Origin of the sequence: Microbacterium lacticum (assembly GCF_006716815.1) — a bacterium.
Lineage (GTDB): Bacteria > Actinomycetota > Actinomycetes > Actinomycetales > Microbacteriaceae > Microbacterium > Microbacterium lacticum.
Map to the genome: position 1 here is coordinate 37,164 of NZ_VFPS01000001.1, position 17,440 is coordinate 54,603.

Annotated in this window: 20 protein-coding genes; 16 read left to right on the forward strand and 4 right to left on the reverse strand. The window is 70.3% G+C overall.

Annotation, left to right across the window (positions count from 1 at the left end; all coding sequences use genetic code 11):
• Positions 1-325: 325 nt before the first annotated feature.
• Both FHX68_RS00200 and FHX68_RS00205 read right to left on the reverse strand, forming a co-directional pair.
• On the reverse strand, positions 326-2,338 hold the full coding sequence (locus tag FHX68_RS00200; RefSeq protein ID WP_141380271.1) for a prolyl oligopeptidase family serine peptidase: 2,013 nt from the start codon (positions 2,336-2,338) through the stop codon (positions 326-328).
• 98 nt (positions 2,339-2,436) lie between these two features.
• Positions 2,437-3,378 (reverse strand): LysR family transcriptional regulator, encoded by a 942-nt coding sequence (locus tag FHX68_RS00205; RefSeq protein ID WP_141380270.1) that lies wholly within the window; start codon positions 3,376-3,378, stop codon positions 2,437-2,439.
• 102 nt (positions 3,379-3,480) lie between these two features.
• On the opposite strand from FHX68_RS00205, the gene FHX68_RS00210 reads away from it, so the two are divergent.
• On the forward strand, positions 3,481-4,506 hold the full coding sequence (locus FHX68_RS00210; protein WP_141380269.1) for a putative oxygenase MesX: 1,026 nt from the start codon (positions 3,481-3,483) through the stop codon (positions 4,504-4,506).
• Between the two features lie 56 nt (positions 4,507-4,562).
• Positions 4,563-5,588 carry a methionine synthase gene (locus tag FHX68_RS00215; RefSeq protein WP_141380277.1) on the forward strand — a complete coding sequence of 342 codons (1,026 nt, stop codon included), beginning with the start codon at positions 4,563-4,565 and terminating at the stop codon, positions 5,586-5,588.
• An 18-nt stretch (positions 5,589-5,606) separates the two neighbouring features.
• Here the strand turns inward: FHX68_RS00215 and lexA are convergent, their stop codons facing one another.
• A complete protein-coding gene (lexA, locus tag FHX68_RS00220; protein ID WP_141380268.1) occupies positions 5,607-6,269 on the reverse strand; it encodes a transcriptional repressor LexA in 663 nt (220 codons plus the stop codon).
• Between the two features lie 294 nt (positions 6,270-6,563).
• Between lexA and FHX68_RS00225 the strand changes: the two genes are divergently transcribed.
• The 6 genes from FHX68_RS00225 to FHX68_RS00250 all read left to right on the forward strand — a co-directional run bounded on the left by FHX68_RS00225 (position 6,564) and on the right by FHX68_RS00250 (position 10,966).
• Positions 6,564-6,944, forward strand: a complete 381-nt coding sequence (locus FHX68_RS00225) for a LysM peptidoglycan-binding domain-containing protein (RefSeq protein ID WP_141380267.1) — start codon at positions 6,564-6,566, stop codon at positions 6,942-6,944.
• Between the two features lie 19 nt (positions 6,945-6,963).
• Positions 6,964-8,067 (forward strand): histidinol-phosphate transaminase, encoded by a 1,104-nt coding sequence (locus FHX68_RS00230; RefSeq protein WP_174799109.1) that lies wholly within the window; start codon positions 6,964-6,966, stop codon positions 8,065-8,067.
• 99 nt (positions 8,068-8,166) lie between these two features.
• Entirely contained in the window at positions 8,167-8,778 is a 612-nt protein-coding gene (gene hisB, locus FHX68_RS00235) for an imidazoleglycerol-phosphate dehydratase HisB (protein WP_141380265.1), read from the forward strand.
• On the forward strand, positions 8,775-9,419 hold the full coding sequence (gene hisH / locus FHX68_RS00240) for an imidazole glycerol phosphate synthase subunit HisH (RefSeq protein WP_141380264.1): 645 nt from the start codon (positions 8,775-8,777) through the stop codon (positions 9,417-9,419). The genes hisB and hisH overlap by 4 nt, the downstream gene beginning before the upstream one ends.
• 64 nt (positions 9,420-9,483) lie before the next feature.
• Positions 9,484-10,227, forward strand: coding sequence for a bifunctional 1-(5-phosphoribosyl)-5-((5-phosphoribosylamino)methylideneamino)imidazole-4-carboxamide isomerase/phosphoribosylanthranilate isomerase PriA (gene priA / locus FHX68_RS00245; protein WP_141380263.1), 744 nt, complete (start codon positions 9,484-9,486; stop codon positions 10,225-10,227).
• Positions 10,214-10,966, forward strand: a complete 753-nt coding sequence (locus tag FHX68_RS00250; protein WP_141380262.1) for an SseB family protein — start codon at positions 10,214-10,216, stop codon at positions 10,964-10,966. Before priA ends, FHX68_RS00250 begins: the two co-directional genes overlap by 14 nt.
• 30 nt (positions 10,967-10,996) lie before the next feature.
• Here FHX68_RS00250 and FHX68_RS00255 read toward each other — a convergent pair whose 3' ends face one another.
• Positions 10,997-11,404 (reverse strand): DUF1844 domain-containing protein, encoded by a 408-nt coding sequence (locus FHX68_RS00255; RefSeq protein ID WP_141380261.1) that lies wholly within the window; start codon positions 11,402-11,404, stop codon positions 10,997-10,999.
• Between the two features lie 251 nt (positions 11,405-11,655).
• Here FHX68_RS00255 and infC point away from each other — a divergent pair, with 251 nt between their 5' ends.
• From infC to FHX68_RS00295, 8 genes are all read left to right on the forward strand, one after another.
• Positions 11,656-12,336, forward strand: a complete 681-nt coding sequence (gene infC / locus FHX68_RS00260) for a translation initiation factor IF-3 (protein ID WP_141380260.1) — start codon at positions 11,656-11,658, stop codon at positions 12,334-12,336.
• Positions 12,337-12,386: 50 nt separating this feature from the next.
• On the forward strand, positions 12,387-12,581 hold the full coding sequence (gene rpmI / locus FHX68_RS00265; protein WP_141380259.1) for a 50S ribosomal protein L35: 195 nt from the start codon (positions 12,387-12,389) through the stop codon (positions 12,579-12,581).
• A 29-nt stretch (positions 12,582-12,610) separates the two neighbouring features.
• Entirely contained in the window at positions 12,611-12,991 is a 381-nt protein-coding gene (rplT, locus tag FHX68_RS00270) for a 50S ribosomal protein L20 (protein ID WP_141380258.1), read from the forward strand.
• A gap of 74 nt (positions 12,992-13,065) precedes the next feature.
• Positions 13,066-13,866, forward strand: coding sequence for a TrmH family RNA methyltransferase (locus FHX68_RS00275; protein WP_141380257.1), 801 nt, complete (start codon positions 13,066-13,068; stop codon positions 13,864-13,866).
• Between the two features lie 87 nt (positions 13,867-13,953).
• A complete protein-coding gene (locus FHX68_RS00280; RefSeq protein WP_141380256.1) occupies positions 13,954-14,742 on the forward strand; it encodes an amino acid ABC transporter ATP-binding protein in 789 nt (262 codons plus the stop codon).
• A gap of 59 nt (positions 14,743-14,801) precedes the next feature.
• Positions 14,802-15,719, forward strand: a complete 918-nt coding sequence (locus tag FHX68_RS00285) for a glutamate ABC transporter substrate-binding protein (RefSeq protein ID WP_141380255.1) — start codon at positions 14,802-14,804, stop codon at positions 15,717-15,719.
• Between the two features lie 96 nt (positions 15,720-15,815).
• On the forward strand, positions 15,816-16,463 hold the full coding sequence (locus FHX68_RS00290; RefSeq protein WP_141380254.1) for an amino acid ABC transporter permease: 648 nt from the start codon (positions 15,816-15,818) through the stop codon (positions 16,461-16,463).
• Positions 16,460-17,398 (forward strand): amino acid ABC transporter permease, encoded by a 939-nt coding sequence (locus FHX68_RS00295; RefSeq protein ID WP_170214215.1) that lies wholly within the window; start codon positions 16,460-16,462, stop codon positions 17,396-17,398. The genes FHX68_RS00290 and FHX68_RS00295 overlap by 4 nt, the downstream gene beginning before the upstream one ends.
• The last annotated feature ends 42 nt before the right edge of the window (positions 17,399-17,440 follow it).

Here is a 17,440-nt window from a genome sequence, read left to right on the forward strand (position 1 = left end):
CTCCGTGGTCAGGATGCGAGTGTGGTAACCCACATCCTGCCCGGAGGTCTTCGCCTACCTCACCCGTTCACAACCTCCCGAGGAAGTACATCTAGCGCGCCGCGCCGGGCGCCGGGCCGCGGGGGCCGCGAGAACGCTCGATAGCACCGTTGCGGGACGTTTCGAGGTGCTATCGCGCGTTCTCGCGAGTCGAACGCCGCGCCCGGCGCGTGGGTGCGGCGGGCGCTCGCGGCGGCGACCCGCGTCGAGAACGCACGATTGCACGTCTCGGGGACGTTTGGCGGTGCTATTGCGCGTTCTCGCGGGGCGGATGCCGGGCGCGGGTTCAGTCCAGCGTGAGGGGCGGGACGTCGGGCGGGGTGAAGCCGAACACCGCGCCGAGGAAGGCGAGCTCGGCCTCGGTCGCGTCGACGATCGTGTCGCCCCGGCGGAAGCCGTGGCCCTCGCCCTCGTAGAGCCGGTACGCGTGCGGGATGCCCCGTTCGGCCAGCGCGTCGCGGATCGCCTCCGACTGCGCCGGCGGCACCACCCGGTCCTCGCTGCCCTGCAGCAGCAGCACCGGCGCCGTGAACCCGTCCACGTGCGTGAGCGGCGACCGCTCGCGGTAGAGCTCGTCGGCCTCGGGCAGCGGGCCGATCATCCCGTCGAGGTAGCGCGACTCGAAGTCGTGCGTGTCGGTCGCCAGCGCCCGCGCATCGGCGACGCCGTAGCGGCTGATGCCCGCGGCGAACGCGTCGGTGCGGGCGAGCGCGGCGAGCACCGTCCAGCCGCCCGCCGATCCGCCCTTGATCGCGATGCGGTCGGGGTCGGCGAGGCCGAGGCCCCCGGCACCGCCGTCCGCGCCCCCAGCATCCCCAACGCCGCCATCCCCGGCGCCACCCTCGCCCGCAGTGCCCGCGAGCCCCGCCGCGGCGGCCACCACGTCGTCGACGTCGACCACGCCCCACTGGCCGCGCAGGCGCTCGCGGTAGGCGCGTCCGTACCCGGTCGACCCGCCGTAGTTCACCTGCACGACGCCGATCCCGCGGCTCGTGAGGTACACCGTCTTCGCGTCGGCGACGCCGCCCTCGTGGCCGGTGGGCCCGCCGTGCACCATCACGACGTACGGCGCGCGCTCGCCGGCGGGAGCGACCGCGCCCGGATTCGTCGGAGGATGCACGAACGCGTGCACCTCGCCGTGCGGCCCGGCCGTCGTCATCGCGCGCGTTGTCGGCATCCATTGTTCGTCGATCTCACCGGGCGTCCCCACGACCTGCCGCGCCGTGCGAGCCTCGGCATCGACGAGCCACAGACCGCTCGTTCCCGGCGCCTTGCCCGAGACGAGCGCGCGCCCGCCCGAGACGGCCTCGACGTTCAGCTCGCTCGTGGCGGGGAGGTCGATCCGCGACGACTCGCCGTCCGCGCCGATGGCGACGAGCTCGTCCGCCCCGTTCGTCCGCACCGCGACGATGCGTCCGTCGTCGAGCACGCCGTACCACCGGGCGCCGAGCGACCAGAGCGCGCCGCCCGTGTCTGCGTCGGTGGGCGCGATCGGCTCCGCGGGCCCGAAACCGTCGCCGGTGTGCACGCGATGCCACAGGTTCCACCGTCCGGTCGGCTCGTCGAGGTAGACGAGGTCGGTGTCGCTCCGCCACGTCGGCTCGAGCGCTGCGGTCTCGCCCGCGGTCACCGCCGCCCACGACCGGACCCGGCCGTCGTCGATGCGTCCGACGCGCACCTCGGTGCGGTCCCACGGCATGTTCGGGTGGTCCCACGCGACCCAGGCCAGGTGCGTGCCGTCGGGGGAGAGGTCGGGCTGGGCGACGAAGTCGCTGTCGCCGACGAGCTGTCGAACGGATGCCTCGCGCTCCAGCGCGATCTCGACGATCCCTCTACGGACGACGCCCTCGCCCCGCCACTCGCGCACCGCGAGCAGGCGGCCGCGGGTGAACCGCAGCCCGCCGTAGGAAGTCGCGCCGTCAGCGGGCGTGAGCGGAACCGGGTCGGCGCCGGGGCGGAGTGCCCACACGCGCTGGTCGGTCTTCTCGACGAAGTACAGGCTGCCGTCGTCGCCCGCGGCCCACGACCCGCCGCCGTACTCATGCACCCGCGAGCGGGCGTTCCACGGCGCAGGCAGCACATCGGCGACATCGCCGCCGCTGGCATCGTCGCCGACACGCACGTCACGGGCATCCGGCCGGCGTCGCACCGTCGTACGGCCCGCCTCTTCGGGAACCGACTGACCCCACCAGATCTCATCGCCCACGAATGCCGCGCCGTCGATGCGCGGCGACGCGCCGGATGCCCAGACGGCGGTGAACGGGGAGGGCCAGGAGCCGTAGGGGAGTGTCTCGACCATGCCCTCACGCTACGCGGTCGACTCGCGCGGCACGGCCGCGCACAACCGCCGCGCACCACGGCCACCCGCCTCATCCGCGCGGCACAGCCGGGGCGCGCTCATCCGAGCAGCGTGACTCCGAACCCCGCGACGACGGTGCGCACCTCGGCCAGGTAGCGCTGCGCCTGCTCGGTGAGCGGGATCGCGGAGTGGCCGATCCAGCCGATCTCGATGCGCTCGTCGACCTCGAGCGGGATCGCGACGATCTCGGGGTCGAGCTCGTCGCTGACGATGCCCGTCGAGATCGTGTACCCGTCGAGGCCGATCATGAGGTTGAAGATCGTCGCACGGTCGGAGACCCGGATCTCCTGCGCGCTCGAGGAGGTCGACAGGATCTCCTCGGCGAAGTAGAACGCGTTGTTCGCGCCCTGATCGAACGTGAGACGGGGGAGTCCTTCGAGGTCGGCGAGGGTGACGCTCCGCCGCCGTGCGAGGGGGTTCCGACGGGAGACGAAGATGTGCGGCGCGGCGACGAACAGCGGATGGAACGCCAGGCCGTTGTCGCGCAGCAGCCGATCGATGACTTTGCGGTTGAAGTCGTTGCGATAGAGGATGCCGAGTTCGCTGCGGAGGGTGCGGACGTCGTCGATGATGTCCCACGTGCGCGTCTCACGCAGGGCGAACTCGTATTGCGCGGCGTCGCTCGCGCGCACCATCCGCACGAACGCGTCGACGGCGAACGAATAGTGCTGCGCCGAGACGCCGAGCAGGCGCCGCGCGGGAGGCCGCCCCAGGTAGCGCTGCTCGAGCAGCTCCACCTGCTCGACCACCTGACGCGCGTACCCGAGGAACTCGGCGCCCTCGGCGGTAAGGCTCACCCCGCGCGCGGAGCGGGTCAGGAGGGCGCGGCCGACCCGGGTCTCGAGTTCCTTCATCGCGGCCGACATGGTCGGCTGGGCGACGTACCGCACATCGGCGGCGGCCGAGATCGATCCCTCCGCGGCGACCTCGATGAAGTAGCGCAGGTGCTGAAGGTTCAGGCCGCTCGTTCGCTGGGGCATAGGGGAAGACTATATGGATGCATAGTCAGCGTGAGTTACCCGATATCCCCGCCCACGCCTCACCATGAAGGGAACCTCACCCTCTCACCGGATTGGCCAGCCGTGGCGGACGACTTCTCCTATCGCATCTCGACGACCCGCTTGGACGAGCACTACACGCCCGCGGAGAGCTCCCGTCTCACGACCAACTTCGCCAACCTCGCCCGGGGTGAGCACCGCGAGCAGAACCTCCGCAACACGCTGACGATGATCGAGCGGCGGTTCAACGATCTCGTACGCGCGGACAACCCGACCGGCGATCGCTACGGCGTCGAACTCGACATCGTCTCGGTGCAGCTCCAGTTCGACGCGCTCGACGCCGGGGCGGCCGCCGATCAGAGCTTCCCGTTGCTCGAAGTCCTCGACATCCACCTCCTCGACCGGCTCACTGGGCTTCGCACCCAGGGCATCGTCGGCAACAACTTCTCGTCGTACGTGCGCGACTACGACTTCAGCGTGCTGCTTCCCGCCGCGGCGGCACGCGCGGGGGAGCAGGCTGCGGGCGGCGCGTCCGCCGTGCCGGAGGACTTCGGCGACCTGCACGGCAAGCTGTTCGACGACTTCCTCGCCTCGCCCGTCTACCGCGAGCGCTTCGCCCAGCCGCCGGTGATCTGCATCAGCGTCTCGACGAGCAAGACCTACCGGCGCACCGAGACCCAGCATCCGGTGCTCGGCGTCGAATACCGGCAGGATGCCTCGTCGCTGACCGACGTGTACTTCGGCAAGATGGGGCTCGAAGCCCGCTACTTCATGCCCCGGGGCGCGGTCGCCCCGCTCGCGTTCTACTTCCGCGGCGACCTCCTCGCCGACTACAGCGACCTGCAGCTGGCGGGCACGATCAGCACGATGGAGGCGTTCCAGAAGATCTATCGTCCCGAGATCTACAACGCCAACTCGGCCGCGCCGGAGGTGTACCGGCCGAGCCTCGACGCACAGGACTTCTCGCGCACGCAGATCGACTACGACCGTGACGAGCGCAGCCGGCTCGCGCTGACCCAGGGCCGGTACACCCAGGAGCACTTCATCGAGCCGCACCGCGAGGTGCTGGAACAGTGGGCGGCGACGGCGGGCGCGGGGGCGCTCGCGTGAGCGCCGTCACGAGCCCGGCCACGACCGCCCCGAGCGGCGGCGCCGTGCCGGGCGCCGTGCACACACTCCTGCCCACCACGATCGTCGGGAGCCTCCCGAAGCCCTCGTGGCTCGCGCAGCCCGAGGTGCTGTGGTCGCCGTGGGCGCTCGAGGGGGATGCCTTGATCGAGGGCAAGCGCGATGCCCTCCGTATCGCCGTGCAGGAGCAGACCCGCCGCGGCATCGACATCGTCAGCGACGGGGAGCAGACCCGGCAGCACTTCGTCACGACGTTCATCGAGCACCTGAGCGGAGTCGACTTCGATCGGCGGGAGACCGTGCGCATCCGCGACCGCTACGACGCGAGCGTGCCCACCGTCGTCGGCGAGGTGCGCCGCGAGCGGCCGGTGTTCGTCGATGACGCGAGGTTCCTCCGCGAGATCACCGACCGCCCGATCAAGTGGGCGCTCCCCGGCCCGATGACGATGGTCGACACGCTCTACGACGCGCACTACAAGAGCCGCGAGAAGCTCGCCTGGGAGTTCGCGACGATCCTGAACGAAGAGGCGAGAGCGCTCGAGGATGCCGGTGTCGATGTCATCCAGTTCGACGAGCCGTCGTTCAACGTGTTCTTCGACGAGGTGAAGGACTGGGGGGTCGCGGCCCTCGAGCGCGCCGCGGAGGGTCTGCGCGCGCAGACCGCGGTGCACATCTGCTACGGCTACGGCGTCACGGCGAACAACGAATGGAAGGCGAGCCTCGGGTCGCAGTGGCGACAGTACGAGGAGTCGTTCCCGCTGCTGCAGCGCTCGTCGATCGATATCGTGTCGCTCGAATGCCAGCACTCGCACGTGCCGATGGAGCTCATCGAGCTCGTTCGCGGCAAGAAAGTCATGCTGGGGGCGATCGACGTGGCCAGCGAGGTCGTCGAGACGCCCGAGGAGGTCGCCGACACGCTCCGCCGTGCGCTGGCCTTCGTCGATGCCGACAAACTCATCCCGAGCACCAACTGCGGCATGGCGCCGTTCCCACGGGCGGTCGCGGCGGAGAAGCTGAGCGCGCTGAGCGCCGGCGCGGGCATCGTGCGCGACGAGCTCGCCTGACGCCCGCCGCGCGGGAGTTCAGACCGCGCGCAGGATCGCGACGACCTTGCCGAGCACCGTGGCGTCATCGCCCAGGATCGGTTCGAACGCGCTGTTGCGCGGCAGCAGCCAGGTGTGCCCGTCGCGCTGGCGGAACGTCTTGACGGTCGCCTCGCCGTCGAGCATCGCCGCGACGATGTCGCCGTTGTCGGCGGTCGCCTGCGAGCGGACGACCACCCAGTCGCCGTCGCAGATCGCGGCGTCGATCATCGACTCGCCGCTCACCTTGAGCATGAACAGGTCGCCCTTGCCGACGAGTTGACGGGGGAGGGGGAAGACCTCCTCGACGTGCTGATCGGCGGTGATCGGCACGCCGGCGGCGATGCGCCCGACGAGCGGCACGAGGGCGGCGTCGCCCACGGCGGGTGCGGTGTCGGCGGGGTTCTCCGTCGAGACGCCCGGCAGATCGATCAGCACCTCCATCGCGCGCGTCTTGCCGGCGTCGCGGCGCAGATAGCCGCTGAGCTCGAGCTGACCCAGCTGGTGCGTCACGCTTGAGAGCGACTTGAGGCCCACCGCGTCGCCGATCTCGCGCATGCTCGGCGGGTAGCCGTACTGCGCGATCGAGCGCTGGATGACCTCGAGGATCGCCAGCTGCTTCTCGCTGAGATTCTTACGCCGACGCGTCTGCGGCTTCTCCATGAACGCACTCCTTGTGATGGGTGGAACGTGATCGCCCCGACGGGCTCTCTTCTTCGAATGTCGGAGGTGGGTGATGGTCTGTCGTTATCGAAACCGTATCCGGTGAGGGCGGGCTCGGCCGGCAGGCATCCGCGTGTCGCGTTCGATCCGATTCCGATCCGGATGCCCCTTGACAATCGAAATAGATCGAAGATAGCTTCGGAAGAGAACTTCGCATCCGGCGCTCCCGGCCGAGCGCCGGATGCGAACATCCCCCACCCGGGAGCGTCCGAGGCATCGCCTTGAGGAGGAACCATGACCGCCATCGACTTCAGCACCGGCACTTCACTTCCCGCCGTCGGTGGCGCACCCGCCACGCGGCTGCGCCTCACGGTCCGCGGCCGCCGCGTGCTCGCGTTCCTCGCCTCGATCCCGGCCGTCATCGCGCTGAGCGTCGCGATCGTCTCCGGCGGTGGGGCCCTCGCCTCGGGTGAGGGCAGCGCGCCGGCGGGCACCTTCGCCGAGGTCACCGTCATGCCCGGCGACACCCTGTGGTCGATCGCCGAGGAGGCGGCCCCGGGCGCCGACCCGCGCGACGTCGTCGACGCGATCGTGCGACTGAACGCGCTGCCGTCGGGTGCGTTGGCTGTGGGCCAGACGCTCGCCCTGCCGGCGGAGTACTCCGCGGGGCAGTGAGTCGGCCGGTCGCCGTACGATGGGGGCTGTGAGTGCGAGTCTGGACGATCTTCCCCTCCGAGCCGATCTGCGCGGGCTGACGCCCTACGGCGCGCCGCAGGCGGCGCTGCCGGTCGCTTTGAACGTCAACGAGAACACGCACCCGGTGCCCGAAGACGTCGCCGACGACGTCCTCGACAGCGTCGCGCGGGCGCTGCGTGACGTGAACCGGTACCCCGACCGCGAGTTCACCGCGCTGCGGGAGGGCTTCGCCAAGTACCTCGGTCACGGGCTGTCGGCCGACCAGATCTGGGCGGCCAACGGCTCGAACGAAGTGCTGCAGCACCTGCTGCAGGCCTTCGCCGGGCCGGGGCGCACGGCGTTCGGCTTCGCGCCGACCTACTCGATGTACCCGCTGCTCACCCGGGCGACGGGGGCGACCTATCAGGCCGGCACGCGCGGCGTCGACTACACGCTCGGCGCCGCAGACGCCGCCGCCCAGATCGAGGCGGCCGATCCCGACGTGGTGTTCCTGTGCGCACCGAACAACCCGACGGGCACGCCGCTCGGCCTCGACGTCATCGAGGCGGTCTACGACGCGGCGAACGGCATCGTGATCGTCGACGAGGCCTACCAGGAGTTCGCGCCGCGCGAGTCGCGCTCCGCCCTCACCCTCCTCCCGGGTCGCGAGCGACTGGTCGTCTCGCGGACGATGAGCAAGGCGTTCGCGTTCGCCGGCGCCCGCGTCGGCTATCTCGCCGCCGATGCCGCGATCATCGACGCCCTCCGCCTCGTGCGACTGCCCTACCACCTGAGTGCGCTGACCCAGGCGGCGGCCGGCGCCGCGCTGCGGCACGCCCCCGCGATGCTCGCCATGGTCGACGAGATCGTCGCGCAGCGCGATCGCATCTCAGCGACCCTGGACGCGCTCGGCTACCAGCCGTTCGAGAGCTGGACCAACTTCGTGCTCTTCGGCGGCGTCGACGACCCCGCGGCCACCTGGCAGGGCCTCTACGACCGCGGTGTGCTCATCCGCGACGTCGGATTGCCGCGGAGCCTCCGGGTGACGGCCGGCACCGAGACGGAGTCGACGGCGTTCCTCGATGCCCTCGCTTCGCTCGGCCCCGGCGGCGCCCGCGTCTGACCGCGCCCGCCCCGCCCGGCTCGCTCGCGCCCATCCCACCCAAGGTCGGCCGACGGCACCCGCGACGGGCGACCGAGCCGCCTCGCTAGACTCGGTGCCATGACCGCCCCCACGCACCGCACGGCCTCACTCCGCCGCGCGACGAGTGAGTCGACGGTCGAGCTCGAGCTCGACCTCGACGGCACCGGCCAGAGCCACATCGACACGACGGTGCCGTTCTTCGACCATCTGCTGACGGCGTTCGCGAAGCACTCGCTGACCGACCTCACGGTGCGCGCCTCCGGCGACACCGACATCGACGCGCACCACACCGTCGAGGACGTCTCGATCGTGCTCGGGCAGGCCATCCGCGAGGCGCTCGGCGACAAGGCCGGCATCTCGCGCTACGGCGACGCCCTGGTGCCGCTCGACGAGGCGCTCGCCCAGGCCGTCGTCGATATCAGCGGCCGGCCGTACCTCGTGCACTCCGGCGAGCCGGCGGGCTTCGAGTACCACCTGATCGGCGGTCACTTCACCGGCTCGCTCGTGCGGCACACGTTCGAGGCGCTCGCCTTCAACGCCGGGCTGACCGTGCACGTGACGGTCCTCGGCGGCCGCGACCCGCACCACATCGCCGAGGCCGAGTACAAGGCGTTCGCGCGCGCGTTCCGCCAGGCCAAGGCGCTCGATCCGCTCGTCGTCGGCGTGCCGAGCACCAAGGGGGCTCTGTGACGGCGCCCGTCGTCGCGGTTCTCGACTACGGCTCCGGCAACGTCCACTCCGCTGTCAAGGCCCTCGCCGCCGCCGGCGCCGACGCGCGCCTCACGGCCGATCGCGGTTTGATCCGCGATGCGGCGGGGCTCGTCGTGCCGGGCGTGGGAGCCTTCAGCGCCGTCATCGAGGCCCTCCGCGCGATCCGCGGCGACGAGCTGATCGGCCGCCGCCTGGCGGGCGGCCTCCCGGTGCTCGGCATCTGCGTGGGCATGCAGGTGCTGTTCGAGCACGGCGTCGAGCGCGGCGTCGACGCCGAGGGCCTCGGCGAGTGGCCGGGCGCGGTGACCGAGCTGGATGCCCCGGTGCTGCCCCACATGGGATGGAACACCGTCCGGGCGGGCGCGGATTCGGTGCTTTTCGAGGGCATCGAGGAGGAGCGGTTCTATTTCGTGCACTCCTACGGCGCCCAGCACTGGTCGATGGAGCCGACGCGGCCCTTCCGTGAGCCGGTGCTCACCTGGTGCGACTACGGCACCCCGTTCCTCGCCGCCGTGGAGAACGGACCGCTCTCGGCGACCCAGTTCCACCCGGAGAAGAGCGGCGCCGCCGGGATCCGCCTGCTCCGCAACTGGATCTCATCGCTCCCGCAAGCCGGGTAGTCTCTCTGTGCGCCCCGCCTCGCCCCGCGAGCAGTCCCGGCGCCTGTCCCACGCATCTGGAGCCATGAACGATTTCGCGTCGACCCCCGAACTGATCCTGCTGCCGGCCGTGGATGTCGCCGGCGGCAAGGCCGTCCGCCTCACGCAGGGCGAGGCCGGCTCCGAGACGAGCTACGGCGACCCCGTCGACGCGGCCGCCGCCTGGGCACGCGACGGCGCGCAGTGGATCCACCTCGTCGACCTCGACGCCGCGTTCGGCCGAGGCAACAACACCGCCGTCATCCGCCGTGTCATCAAGCAGCTGCGCGGCGTGCAGGTGGAGCTGTCCGGAGGCATCCGCGACGACGCCACCCTCGAGGCCGCGCTCGAATCCGGCGCGACGCGCATCAACCTCGGCACCGCCGCGCTCGAGAACCCCGAGTGGGCCGCCGACGTGATCGGGCGGTACGGCGAGGCGATCGCGGTCGGACTCGACGTCCGCGGCACGACGCTCGCCGCGCGCGGCTGGACGCGCGAGGGCGGCGACCTGTGGCACGTGCTCGAGCGCCTCGAAGACGCCGGCTGCCGCCGCTACGTCGTCACCGACGTCACGAAGGACGGCACCCTGCAGGGCCCGAACCTCGATCTCCTGCGCGCCGTCACGGCGCGCACCACGCGGCCCGTCGTCGCCTCCGGTGGCATCTCGACCCTCGACGACATCGCGGCGCTGCGCGAACTCGTGCCGCTCGGGGTCGAGGGCGCCATCGTGGGCAAGGCCCTCTACGCGGGGGCGTTCACGCTGGCCGAGGCGCTGGATGTCGCAGGCTGACAGCGCCGGCGTCCCGTGGGAGGGGCGCAGCTTCGAGTCCAATCCGCACGCGGGTGACGACGGGTCGGCGGATGCCGCGCTGCTCGCCGCCCTCGAAGCGTTCCACGCGGGATCGGGCGACGCCGTTGCGATCGTCGACGCCTACCGCGACGCGCGCCTGCTGATCCCGCTCGTCGCCGAGGCCGGCGACGTCGGCATCGCGCCGTCGGGTCACACCGTCGACAAGACGCAGGAGCTGTCGATCGTCACGGTTGCCGCCCCCGACGGCCGCCGCGTGCTGCCGGTGTTCACCTCGGTCGCCTCTCTTGCGCGGTGGGATGCGAAGGCGCGCCCCGTGCCTGTGGAGGGTGTGCGCACCGCGCTGTCGGCAGCGGCCGACGACAGCGACCTCATCGTGATCGACCCGGGCTCGGACACCGAGTTCGTCCTCCGCCGCCCCGCCGTGTGGGCGATCGGCCAGGGTCAGCCCTGGGAGCCGGCGTTCCGCTCGCCCGAGGTCTACGCGGGCTTGCAGCAGAGCGTCGCGAGCGAGATGGGCGTCATCGATCTTACGGTCGCCGACGGCGATCCCACCGGGCGCCTGCGCGGCCCCGAGCTGATCGTCGGGCTGCACCTGGTCGACGGTCTCGAGAAGCCCGCGCTCGATGCGATCCTGCAGCGGCTCGCCGCGCGCTGGGCGACCGACGACCGCGTCGCCGTGCTCGTCGACTCGCTGACGGTCAAGCTCCTCCGCGGCTGAGCCTTCCCGGCTGAGTCTCCGCGGCTGGGGTCAGGTGACCGGGCCGGTCCACTTCTCGCCCGGGCCCTTGCCGATCGGGTCGGGGATGACGGATGCCTCGCGGAACGCGAGCTGCACCGAGCGCAGGCCGTCACGCAGCGACCGTGCGTGCATGTCGCTGATCTCGGGGGCGCCGGCGGTGATGAGCCCGGCGAGGGCGTTGATGAGCTTGCGCGCCTCGTCGAGGTCGGTCTGCGTCTCGGGGTCATCGGCGAGGCCGGTCTTGACCGCGGCGGCGCTCATCAGGTGCACGGCGGCGGTCGTGATGACCTCGACGGCGGGGACGTCGGCGATGTCGCGCGAGGCCGCCGCGGCGGCCCGCTCCTGCTCCTCCCAGCGGGCGAGCCGCTCGCTGTCCGCGTCGTGGGAATGGTCGGGGGAGGGGGCGTTGGTCGTCACGGTTCGCTTTCTGCTAAACTGAGCGCGCACCGGAGTGTTCTGCTCCGGATCGAAAGTGGATCACATCCCACCCGCGCTTGCCGCTCCAGGCTACCGGGTCCCGCACTCCGCCCGGCCCGCCAGCGACATCGGCACCGGGTAGCCACGCGAGTGGAGCCCCTCACCGGGCCAGGGTGCAGAACTTCCCGCCGTCGTTCGCGTCGCGCCGGGTGGGCGTGAGACTCTTCCGCCCGCGAGACTTCCGTCACGCGGTGGCATCCACCCGTACGACAGAGGAGTTCCGCATCAGCGATCCCCGCACGAATGACCGCATCCGCGTCCCCGAGGTCCGCCTCGTCGGCCCCGCGGGTGAGCAGGTCGGCGTCGTCCGCATCGAGGTGGCCCTCCGCCTCGCGCAGGAAGCAGATCTCGACCTGGTCGAGGTCGCCCCGAACTCGAAGCCCCCCGTGGTGAAGATCATGGACTTCGGCAAGTTCAAGTACGAGACGGCGCAGAAGGCCAAAGAGGCCCGTCGCAACCAGGCGAACACCGTGCTCAAAGAGGTCCGCTTCCGCCTGAAGATCGAAGCGCACGACTACACGACCAAGCTCAAGCGCGCCGAAGGCTTCCTGCAGGCCGGCGACAAGGTCAAGGCGATGATCCTCTTCCGCGGTCGCGAGCAGTCGCGTCCCGAGCAGGGCGTGCGTCTGCTGCGCAAGTTCGCCGAAGACGTCGCCGAGTACGGCACCGTGGAGTCCAACCCCACGATCGACGGCCGCAACATGGTCATGGTGGTCGCACCCCACAAGAACAAGTCCGAGGTCAAGACCGAGCAGAACGCGCAGCGCGATGCCAAGAAGGAGGCGGCACGCCAGGCGCGCTCCGGCTCCCCGGTCTCCGACGACGCAGCGGCGCCCGCCGCCGACCCCGCACCGTCCGCCGCCGCGGAGTAACGCGGCCCACAGACTCCCGCTCGCCGGGAACCACAACGAAGGATAGAGATATGCCGAAGCAGAAGACCCACTCGGGTGCCAAGAAGCGCTTCAAGGTCACCGGGAGCGGAAAGATCATGAAGCAGCAGGCGAACCTCCGCCACAACCTGGAGGGCAAGTCGACCCGTCGCACCCGTCGCCTCGACCAGGAGCAGGTCCTGGCCCCCGGTGACGCCAAGGTCGCCAAGAAGCTCCTCGGCCTCTGAGCCGCGTCGCACGTTAGGAAGAACAAGAAATGGCTAGAGTCAAGCGGGCCGTCAACGCCCACAAGAAGCGTCGCGTCATCCTCGAGCGCGCCTCCGGTTACCGCGGACAGCGTTCGCGCCTGTACCGCAAGGCGAAGGAGCAGGTCACCCACTCGCTCGTCTACGCGTACCGCGACCGTCGCAAGCGCAAGGGCGACTTCCGTCGACTGTGGATCCAGCGCATCAACGCCGCTGCCCGCCAGAACGGCATCACGTACAACCGCTTCATCCAGGGTCTCGGCCTCGCCGGTGTGCAGGTCGACCGTCGCATGCTCGCCGAGCTCGCGGTGAACGAGCCGAAGACGTTCGCGTCGCTCGTCGCGACCGCCAAGAGCGCGCTGCCCGCCGACGTGAACGCCCCCAAGGCCTGAGCGTCCCGCGCAACCCGCAGAAAAGGGTGTCCTCCTTCGGGAGGGCACCCTTTCGCGTTCTCTAGGATGAGACCGTGCTCGATAACCCCCGTTCTCCCCGCGTGCGCGCGGTCGCGAAACTGACGAAGCGCAGCGCCCGCCAGGAGACCGGGCTGTTCCTGCTCGAGGGCCCGCAGGCGGCGCGCGAGGCGCTCGCCTACCGGCCCGACACGGTCATCGAGGTGTACGCGACGCCGACCGCGATGGAGCGGCACCCCGACGTGCGCGACGCGGTGCGCGAGGCGGGGCTCGAGGTCGAGTACACGACCGAGGCGGCGCTGGATGCCATGGCCGACACCGTCACGCCGCAGGGCATCGTCGCCGTCGCGCGCCAGTCGCCGTCGTCGCTGAAGGACGTCTTCGCCGCGGAGCCGCGCCTGATCGCGATCTGCGAGGAGGTGCGCGACCCCGGCAACCTCGGCACGATCATCCGCGCCGCCGATGCCGCCGGCGCCGACGCGGTCGTGCTCACCGGTCGCACGGTCGACCCGTACAACCCGAAGGTCGTGCGCGCCACGACCGGATCGCTGTTCCACGTGCCGGTCGTCGTCGGCGTCGAACTCGCCCCGGTGGTCGAGCGCGCGCACAGCGCGGGTATGCGCGTGATCGCCGCCGATGTGGGCGGCGACGACTTCCTCGCGCGGCGGTCGATGTTGGCCGAGCCCATTGCATGGCTGTTCGGGAATGAAGCGCGCGGACTCGAGGACGAGGCCCTCGCCCAGGCCGACTTCGCCCTGCGGCTGCCCATCTACGGGCGCGCCGAATCGCTCAATCTGGCGACGGCGGCGAGCGTGTGCCTGTACGAGACGGCCTTCGCGCAGCGCGCCTCCGACTGACGCGGTGTGTTTCGGCCGGGTCACGACTCGGTCAAGATCCTGTGCATAACGTGAGCTCTGCGGGGGACCTCTGCCTAGGCTGACCCCATGGCGACCCCGGATCCCGCTCCCGCGACCTCGAACATCACCGTGCGACGCGGCGACCCGCTCGTCGTCGTGACCGACGTCGAGAAGCATTACGGCGACTTCCATGCGCTGAAAGACATCAACCTCACGGTCAACCGCGGCGAGGTCGTCGTGGTGATCGGTCCGTCGGGGTCCGGCAAGTCGACGCTGTGTCGCACGATCAACCGGCTCGAGACGATCACGAGCGGGTCGATCACGATCGACGGCAAGAAGCTGCCGGAGGAGGGCAAGGCCCTCGCGGCTCTGCGTGCCGACGTCGGCATGGTCTTCCAGTCGTTCAACCTCTTCTCGCACCTCACGATCCTCGAGAACGTGACCCTCGGACCGATGAAGGTCAAAAAGCTCAAGAAAGCGGATGCCGAGGCGGAGGCCAAGGTGCTCCTCGAGCGTGTCGGGGTGGCGCAGCAGGCATCCAAACTGCCCGCGCAGCTCTCCGGCGGGCAGCAGCAGCGCGTCGCGATCGCCCGCGCCCTCGCCATGAAGCCCAAGGTCATGCTGTTCGACGAGCCGACGAGCGCCCTCGACCCCGAGATGATCAACGAGGTGCTCGACGTCATGGTCGGTCTCGCGCAGGACGGGATGACGATGATCGTCGTCACTCACGAGATGGGCTTCGCCCGCAAGGCCGCCGATCGCGTCGTGTTCATGGCCGACGGACAGATCGTCGAAGAGGCCGCCCCCGACGACTTCTTCACGAACCCGAAGAGCGACCGGGCGAAGGACTTCCTCTCGAAGCTCATCACCCACTGACCCCGCGCCCTGCACCGGCGCGGCCCCCCAAAATGACGACACGCAACCAGGAGGATCACATGCGCACCACCAGAATCGTCGGCGCCTTCGCCGGCATCGCCATCGCCGCCCTCGCCCTGACGGCCTGCAACAGCGGCACGCCGGGCGCCGAGGAGACCTCGACCGGCGACGCCGGCGAGAGCTCGGCGGCCGGCAACCCGTGGACGGTCGCGACCGACGTCACGATCGACGGCAGCCCGACGTTCGACCGCATCAAGAGCGCCGGCGTCGTGAAGGTCGGGGTCAAGGAGGACCAGCCCGGCCTCGGCTACCTCGACCCGACCACGGGAGAGCGCACCGGCTTCGACGTGGACGTCGCCCGCTGGATCGCCGCGTCGCTCGGCTACGACGAGGACAAGATCGAGTTCACCGCGATCCCGTCGGCCAACCGCGAGCAGGCCATCGTGAACGGCGACATCGACTACTACGTCGGCACCTACTCGATCACCGACAAGCGCAAGGAGCAGATCTCCTTCGCCGGCCCGTACTTCGTCACCGGTCAGGGCCTGATGGTCGCCGCCGGCAACGACAAGATCACCGGCAAGGACTCGCTCACCGCTGAGGACATCGTCTGCTCGGCGACCGGCTCGACCTCGATCCAGCGGATCAAGGACGAGACCCCCGCGCAGACCAAGGAGTACGACACCTACTCCACCTGTGTCGAAGACCTGAAGAACGGCCAGGTCGACGCGGTCACGACTGACGAGGCGATCCTCATCGGCTACGCCGCGCAGGCCCCCGACGAGCTGAAGGTCGTCGGCGACGTGTTCAGCGAGGAGCGCTACGGCGTCGGCATCGCCAAGGGCGATACCGCCTTCCAGGAGTTCATCAACAAGATGTTCACCGACGGCGGCGAGATCTGGACGGCGATCTTCGATAAGAACCTCGGCGCCTCGGGCGTCAAGGGCACGCAGCCCGAGGTCGACCCGGTCGACTGATCTCGTGCCGGGGGCGCGCTCGAGGAGCCGCGCCCCCGGCATCCGGTCTCACATCCAACGCGACACGCGCGCACGACGACGCAGGAAGAACCGGGCATGGGAGTCATCACCGATCACCTGGATCTCTGGGGCCAGGCACTCCAGGGGACGCTCATCCTGTTCTTCGGCGGGGGGCTCATCGCCCTCGTGCTCGGCCTCATCGTCGGGGCGATGCGCGTGTCGCCGGTGCCCGTGGCGCGCGCCGTGGGCACCGTCTACGTCAGCTGGATCCGCAACACCCCGCTGACGCTGGTGATGTTCTTCTTCGCGTTCTGCGTGCCGATCCTGCTGCGCGAACGCATCGACCCCATCGTGCTGCCGACGATCGCGCTCGGCGTCTACACCGCGACCTACGTCGCCGAGACGCTCCGTTCGGGCATCAACACCGTTCCCGTCGGGCAGGCCGAGGCGGCGCGGGCGCTCGGTCTCACGTTCACCCAGGTCATGACGCTCGTCGTGCTGCCCCAGGCCACGCGTTCGGTGATCCCGCCGATGATGAGCGTGTTCATCGCGCTGCTGAAGAACACGACCGTCGCCGCCGGGTTCTCCGTGCTGAACCTCGGGTCGATCCGATCGTGGCTCAGTGAGCAGGGCGAGAACCAGCTCGTCGTGCTCCTGTGGGTGATGCTCATCTTCATCGTGCTGGTGCTGCTGCTGGCGTGGCTGCAACGGGTCTTCGAGAACAGATGGAGGGTCGCGCGATGAGTTCCGTGCTGTACGACGTGCCCGGGCCGAAGGCGATCGCGCGCAACCGCATCCTCGCCGTGATCACGGCGCTCCTGGTGCTCGCCGGCATCGCCTGGGTGATCTGGCGATTCGCGGTGACGGGGCAGTTCACCGCCAAGAAGTGGGAGCTGTTCACCTACTCCTCGATCTGGGCCCTCTTCGGCGAGGCCACCCTGAACACGCTCGCCGCGTTCGCCGCGGCCGCGGTGGGCGCCCTCGTGCTCGGCTTCCTGCTCGCGCTCGGACGACTCTCCGACCACGCCTGGGTCCGGGTGCCGGTCGGCTGGATCATCGAGATCCTCCGCGCCATCCCGGTGCTGATCTTCATGATGCTGCTCTACTACGGGCTGCCCGTCGTCGGCATCAAGATGCAGCCGTACTGGGCGGTCGTCATCGCCCTCGTCGCCTACAACGGCTCGGTGCTCGCCGAGGTGATCCGCGCCGGCGTCGAGTCGCTGCCGCGCGGTCAGAGCGAGGCGGGATACGCGATCGGGCTCCGCAAGTCGGGCGTCATGGCGTTCGTCCTGCTGCCGCAGGCGATCCGGGCGATGATGCCGGTCATCGTCGCGCAGCTCGTCGTGACGCTGAAGGACACCGCGCTCGGCTTCATCATCACTTACCACGAGCTGCTCTACCTCGTGAAGCTGCTCGGCTCGAACGCCGTGTACGGCTCGCCCCTCATCCCCGCGGCGATCGTCGGCGGCTCGATCTACGTCGCCCTGTGCCTCGCGCTGTCGTACATCGCCCGCCTGCTCGAGAAGCGCCTGAAGCGGCAGGACAGCGCGCTGACACCCGTCGACCCGATGCACCACCCGGTCGGCGACGTCACCGACACGCAGCTCATCGGACTGCAGAACGTGCCCGACGGGGGATCCGGCGCCGAGGGCGGCGGATTCGGGCGCCGGCCGCGCTGAGCAGCGCCGAGCGGGAGCCGAGCCGCCGCCGGTCGGGGAGCG

Bases quoted from the DNA above. Each gene is read 5' to 3' on its own strand.
- FHX68_RS00200 (WP_141380271.1), bottom strand. From the start codon at position 2,338: ATGGTCGAGACACTCCCCTACGGCTCCTGGCCCTCCCCGTTCACCGCC.
- FHX68_RS00205 (WP_141380270.1), bottom strand. From the start codon at position 3,378: ATGCCCCAGCGAACGAGCGGCCTGAACCTTCAGCACCTGCGCTACTTC.
- lexA (WP_141380268.1), bottom strand. From the start codon at position 6,269: ATGGAGAAGCCGCAGACGCGTCGGCGTAAGAATCTCAGCGAGAAGCAG.
- FHX68_RS00225 (WP_141380267.1), top strand. From the start codon at position 6,564: ATGACCGCCATCGACTTCAGCACCGGCACTTCACTTCCCGCCGTCGGT.
- FHX68_RS00230 (WP_174799109.1), top strand. From the start codon at position 6,964: ATGGGGGCTGTGAGTGCGAGTCTGGACGATCTTCCCCTCCGAGCCGAT.
- hisB (WP_141380265.1), top strand. From the start codon at position 8,167: ATGACCGCCCCCACGCACCGCACGGCCTCACTCCGCCGCGCGACGAGT.
- priA (WP_141380263.1), top strand. From the start codon at position 9,484: ATGAACGATTTCGCGTCGACCCCCGAACTGATCCTGCTGCCGGCCGTG.
- FHX68_RS00250 (WP_141380262.1), top strand. From the start codon at position 10,214: ATGTCGCAGGCTGACAGCGCCGGCGTCCCGTGGGAGGGGCGCAGCTTC.
- rpmI (WP_141380259.1), top strand. From the start codon at position 12,387: ATGCCGAAGCAGAAGACCCACTCGGGTGCCAAGAAGCGCTTCAAGGTC.
- rplT (WP_141380258.1), top strand. From the start codon at position 12,611: ATGGCTAGAGTCAAGCGGGCCGTCAACGCCCACAAGAAGCGTCGCGTC.
- FHX68_RS00280 (WP_141380256.1), top strand. From the start codon at position 13,954: ATGGCGACCCCGGATCCCGCTCCCGCGACCTCGAACATCACCGTGCGA.
- FHX68_RS00285 (WP_141380255.1), top strand. From the start codon at position 14,802: ATGCGCACCACCAGAATCGTCGGCGCCTTCGCCGGCATCGCCATCGCC.
- FHX68_RS00290 (WP_141380254.1), top strand. From the start codon at position 15,816: ATGGGAGTCATCACCGATCACCTGGATCTCTGGGGCCAGGCACTCCAG.
- FHX68_RS00295 (WP_170214215.1), top strand. From the start codon at position 16,460: ATGAGTTCCGTGCTGTACGACGTGCCCGGGCCGAAGGCGATCGCGCGC.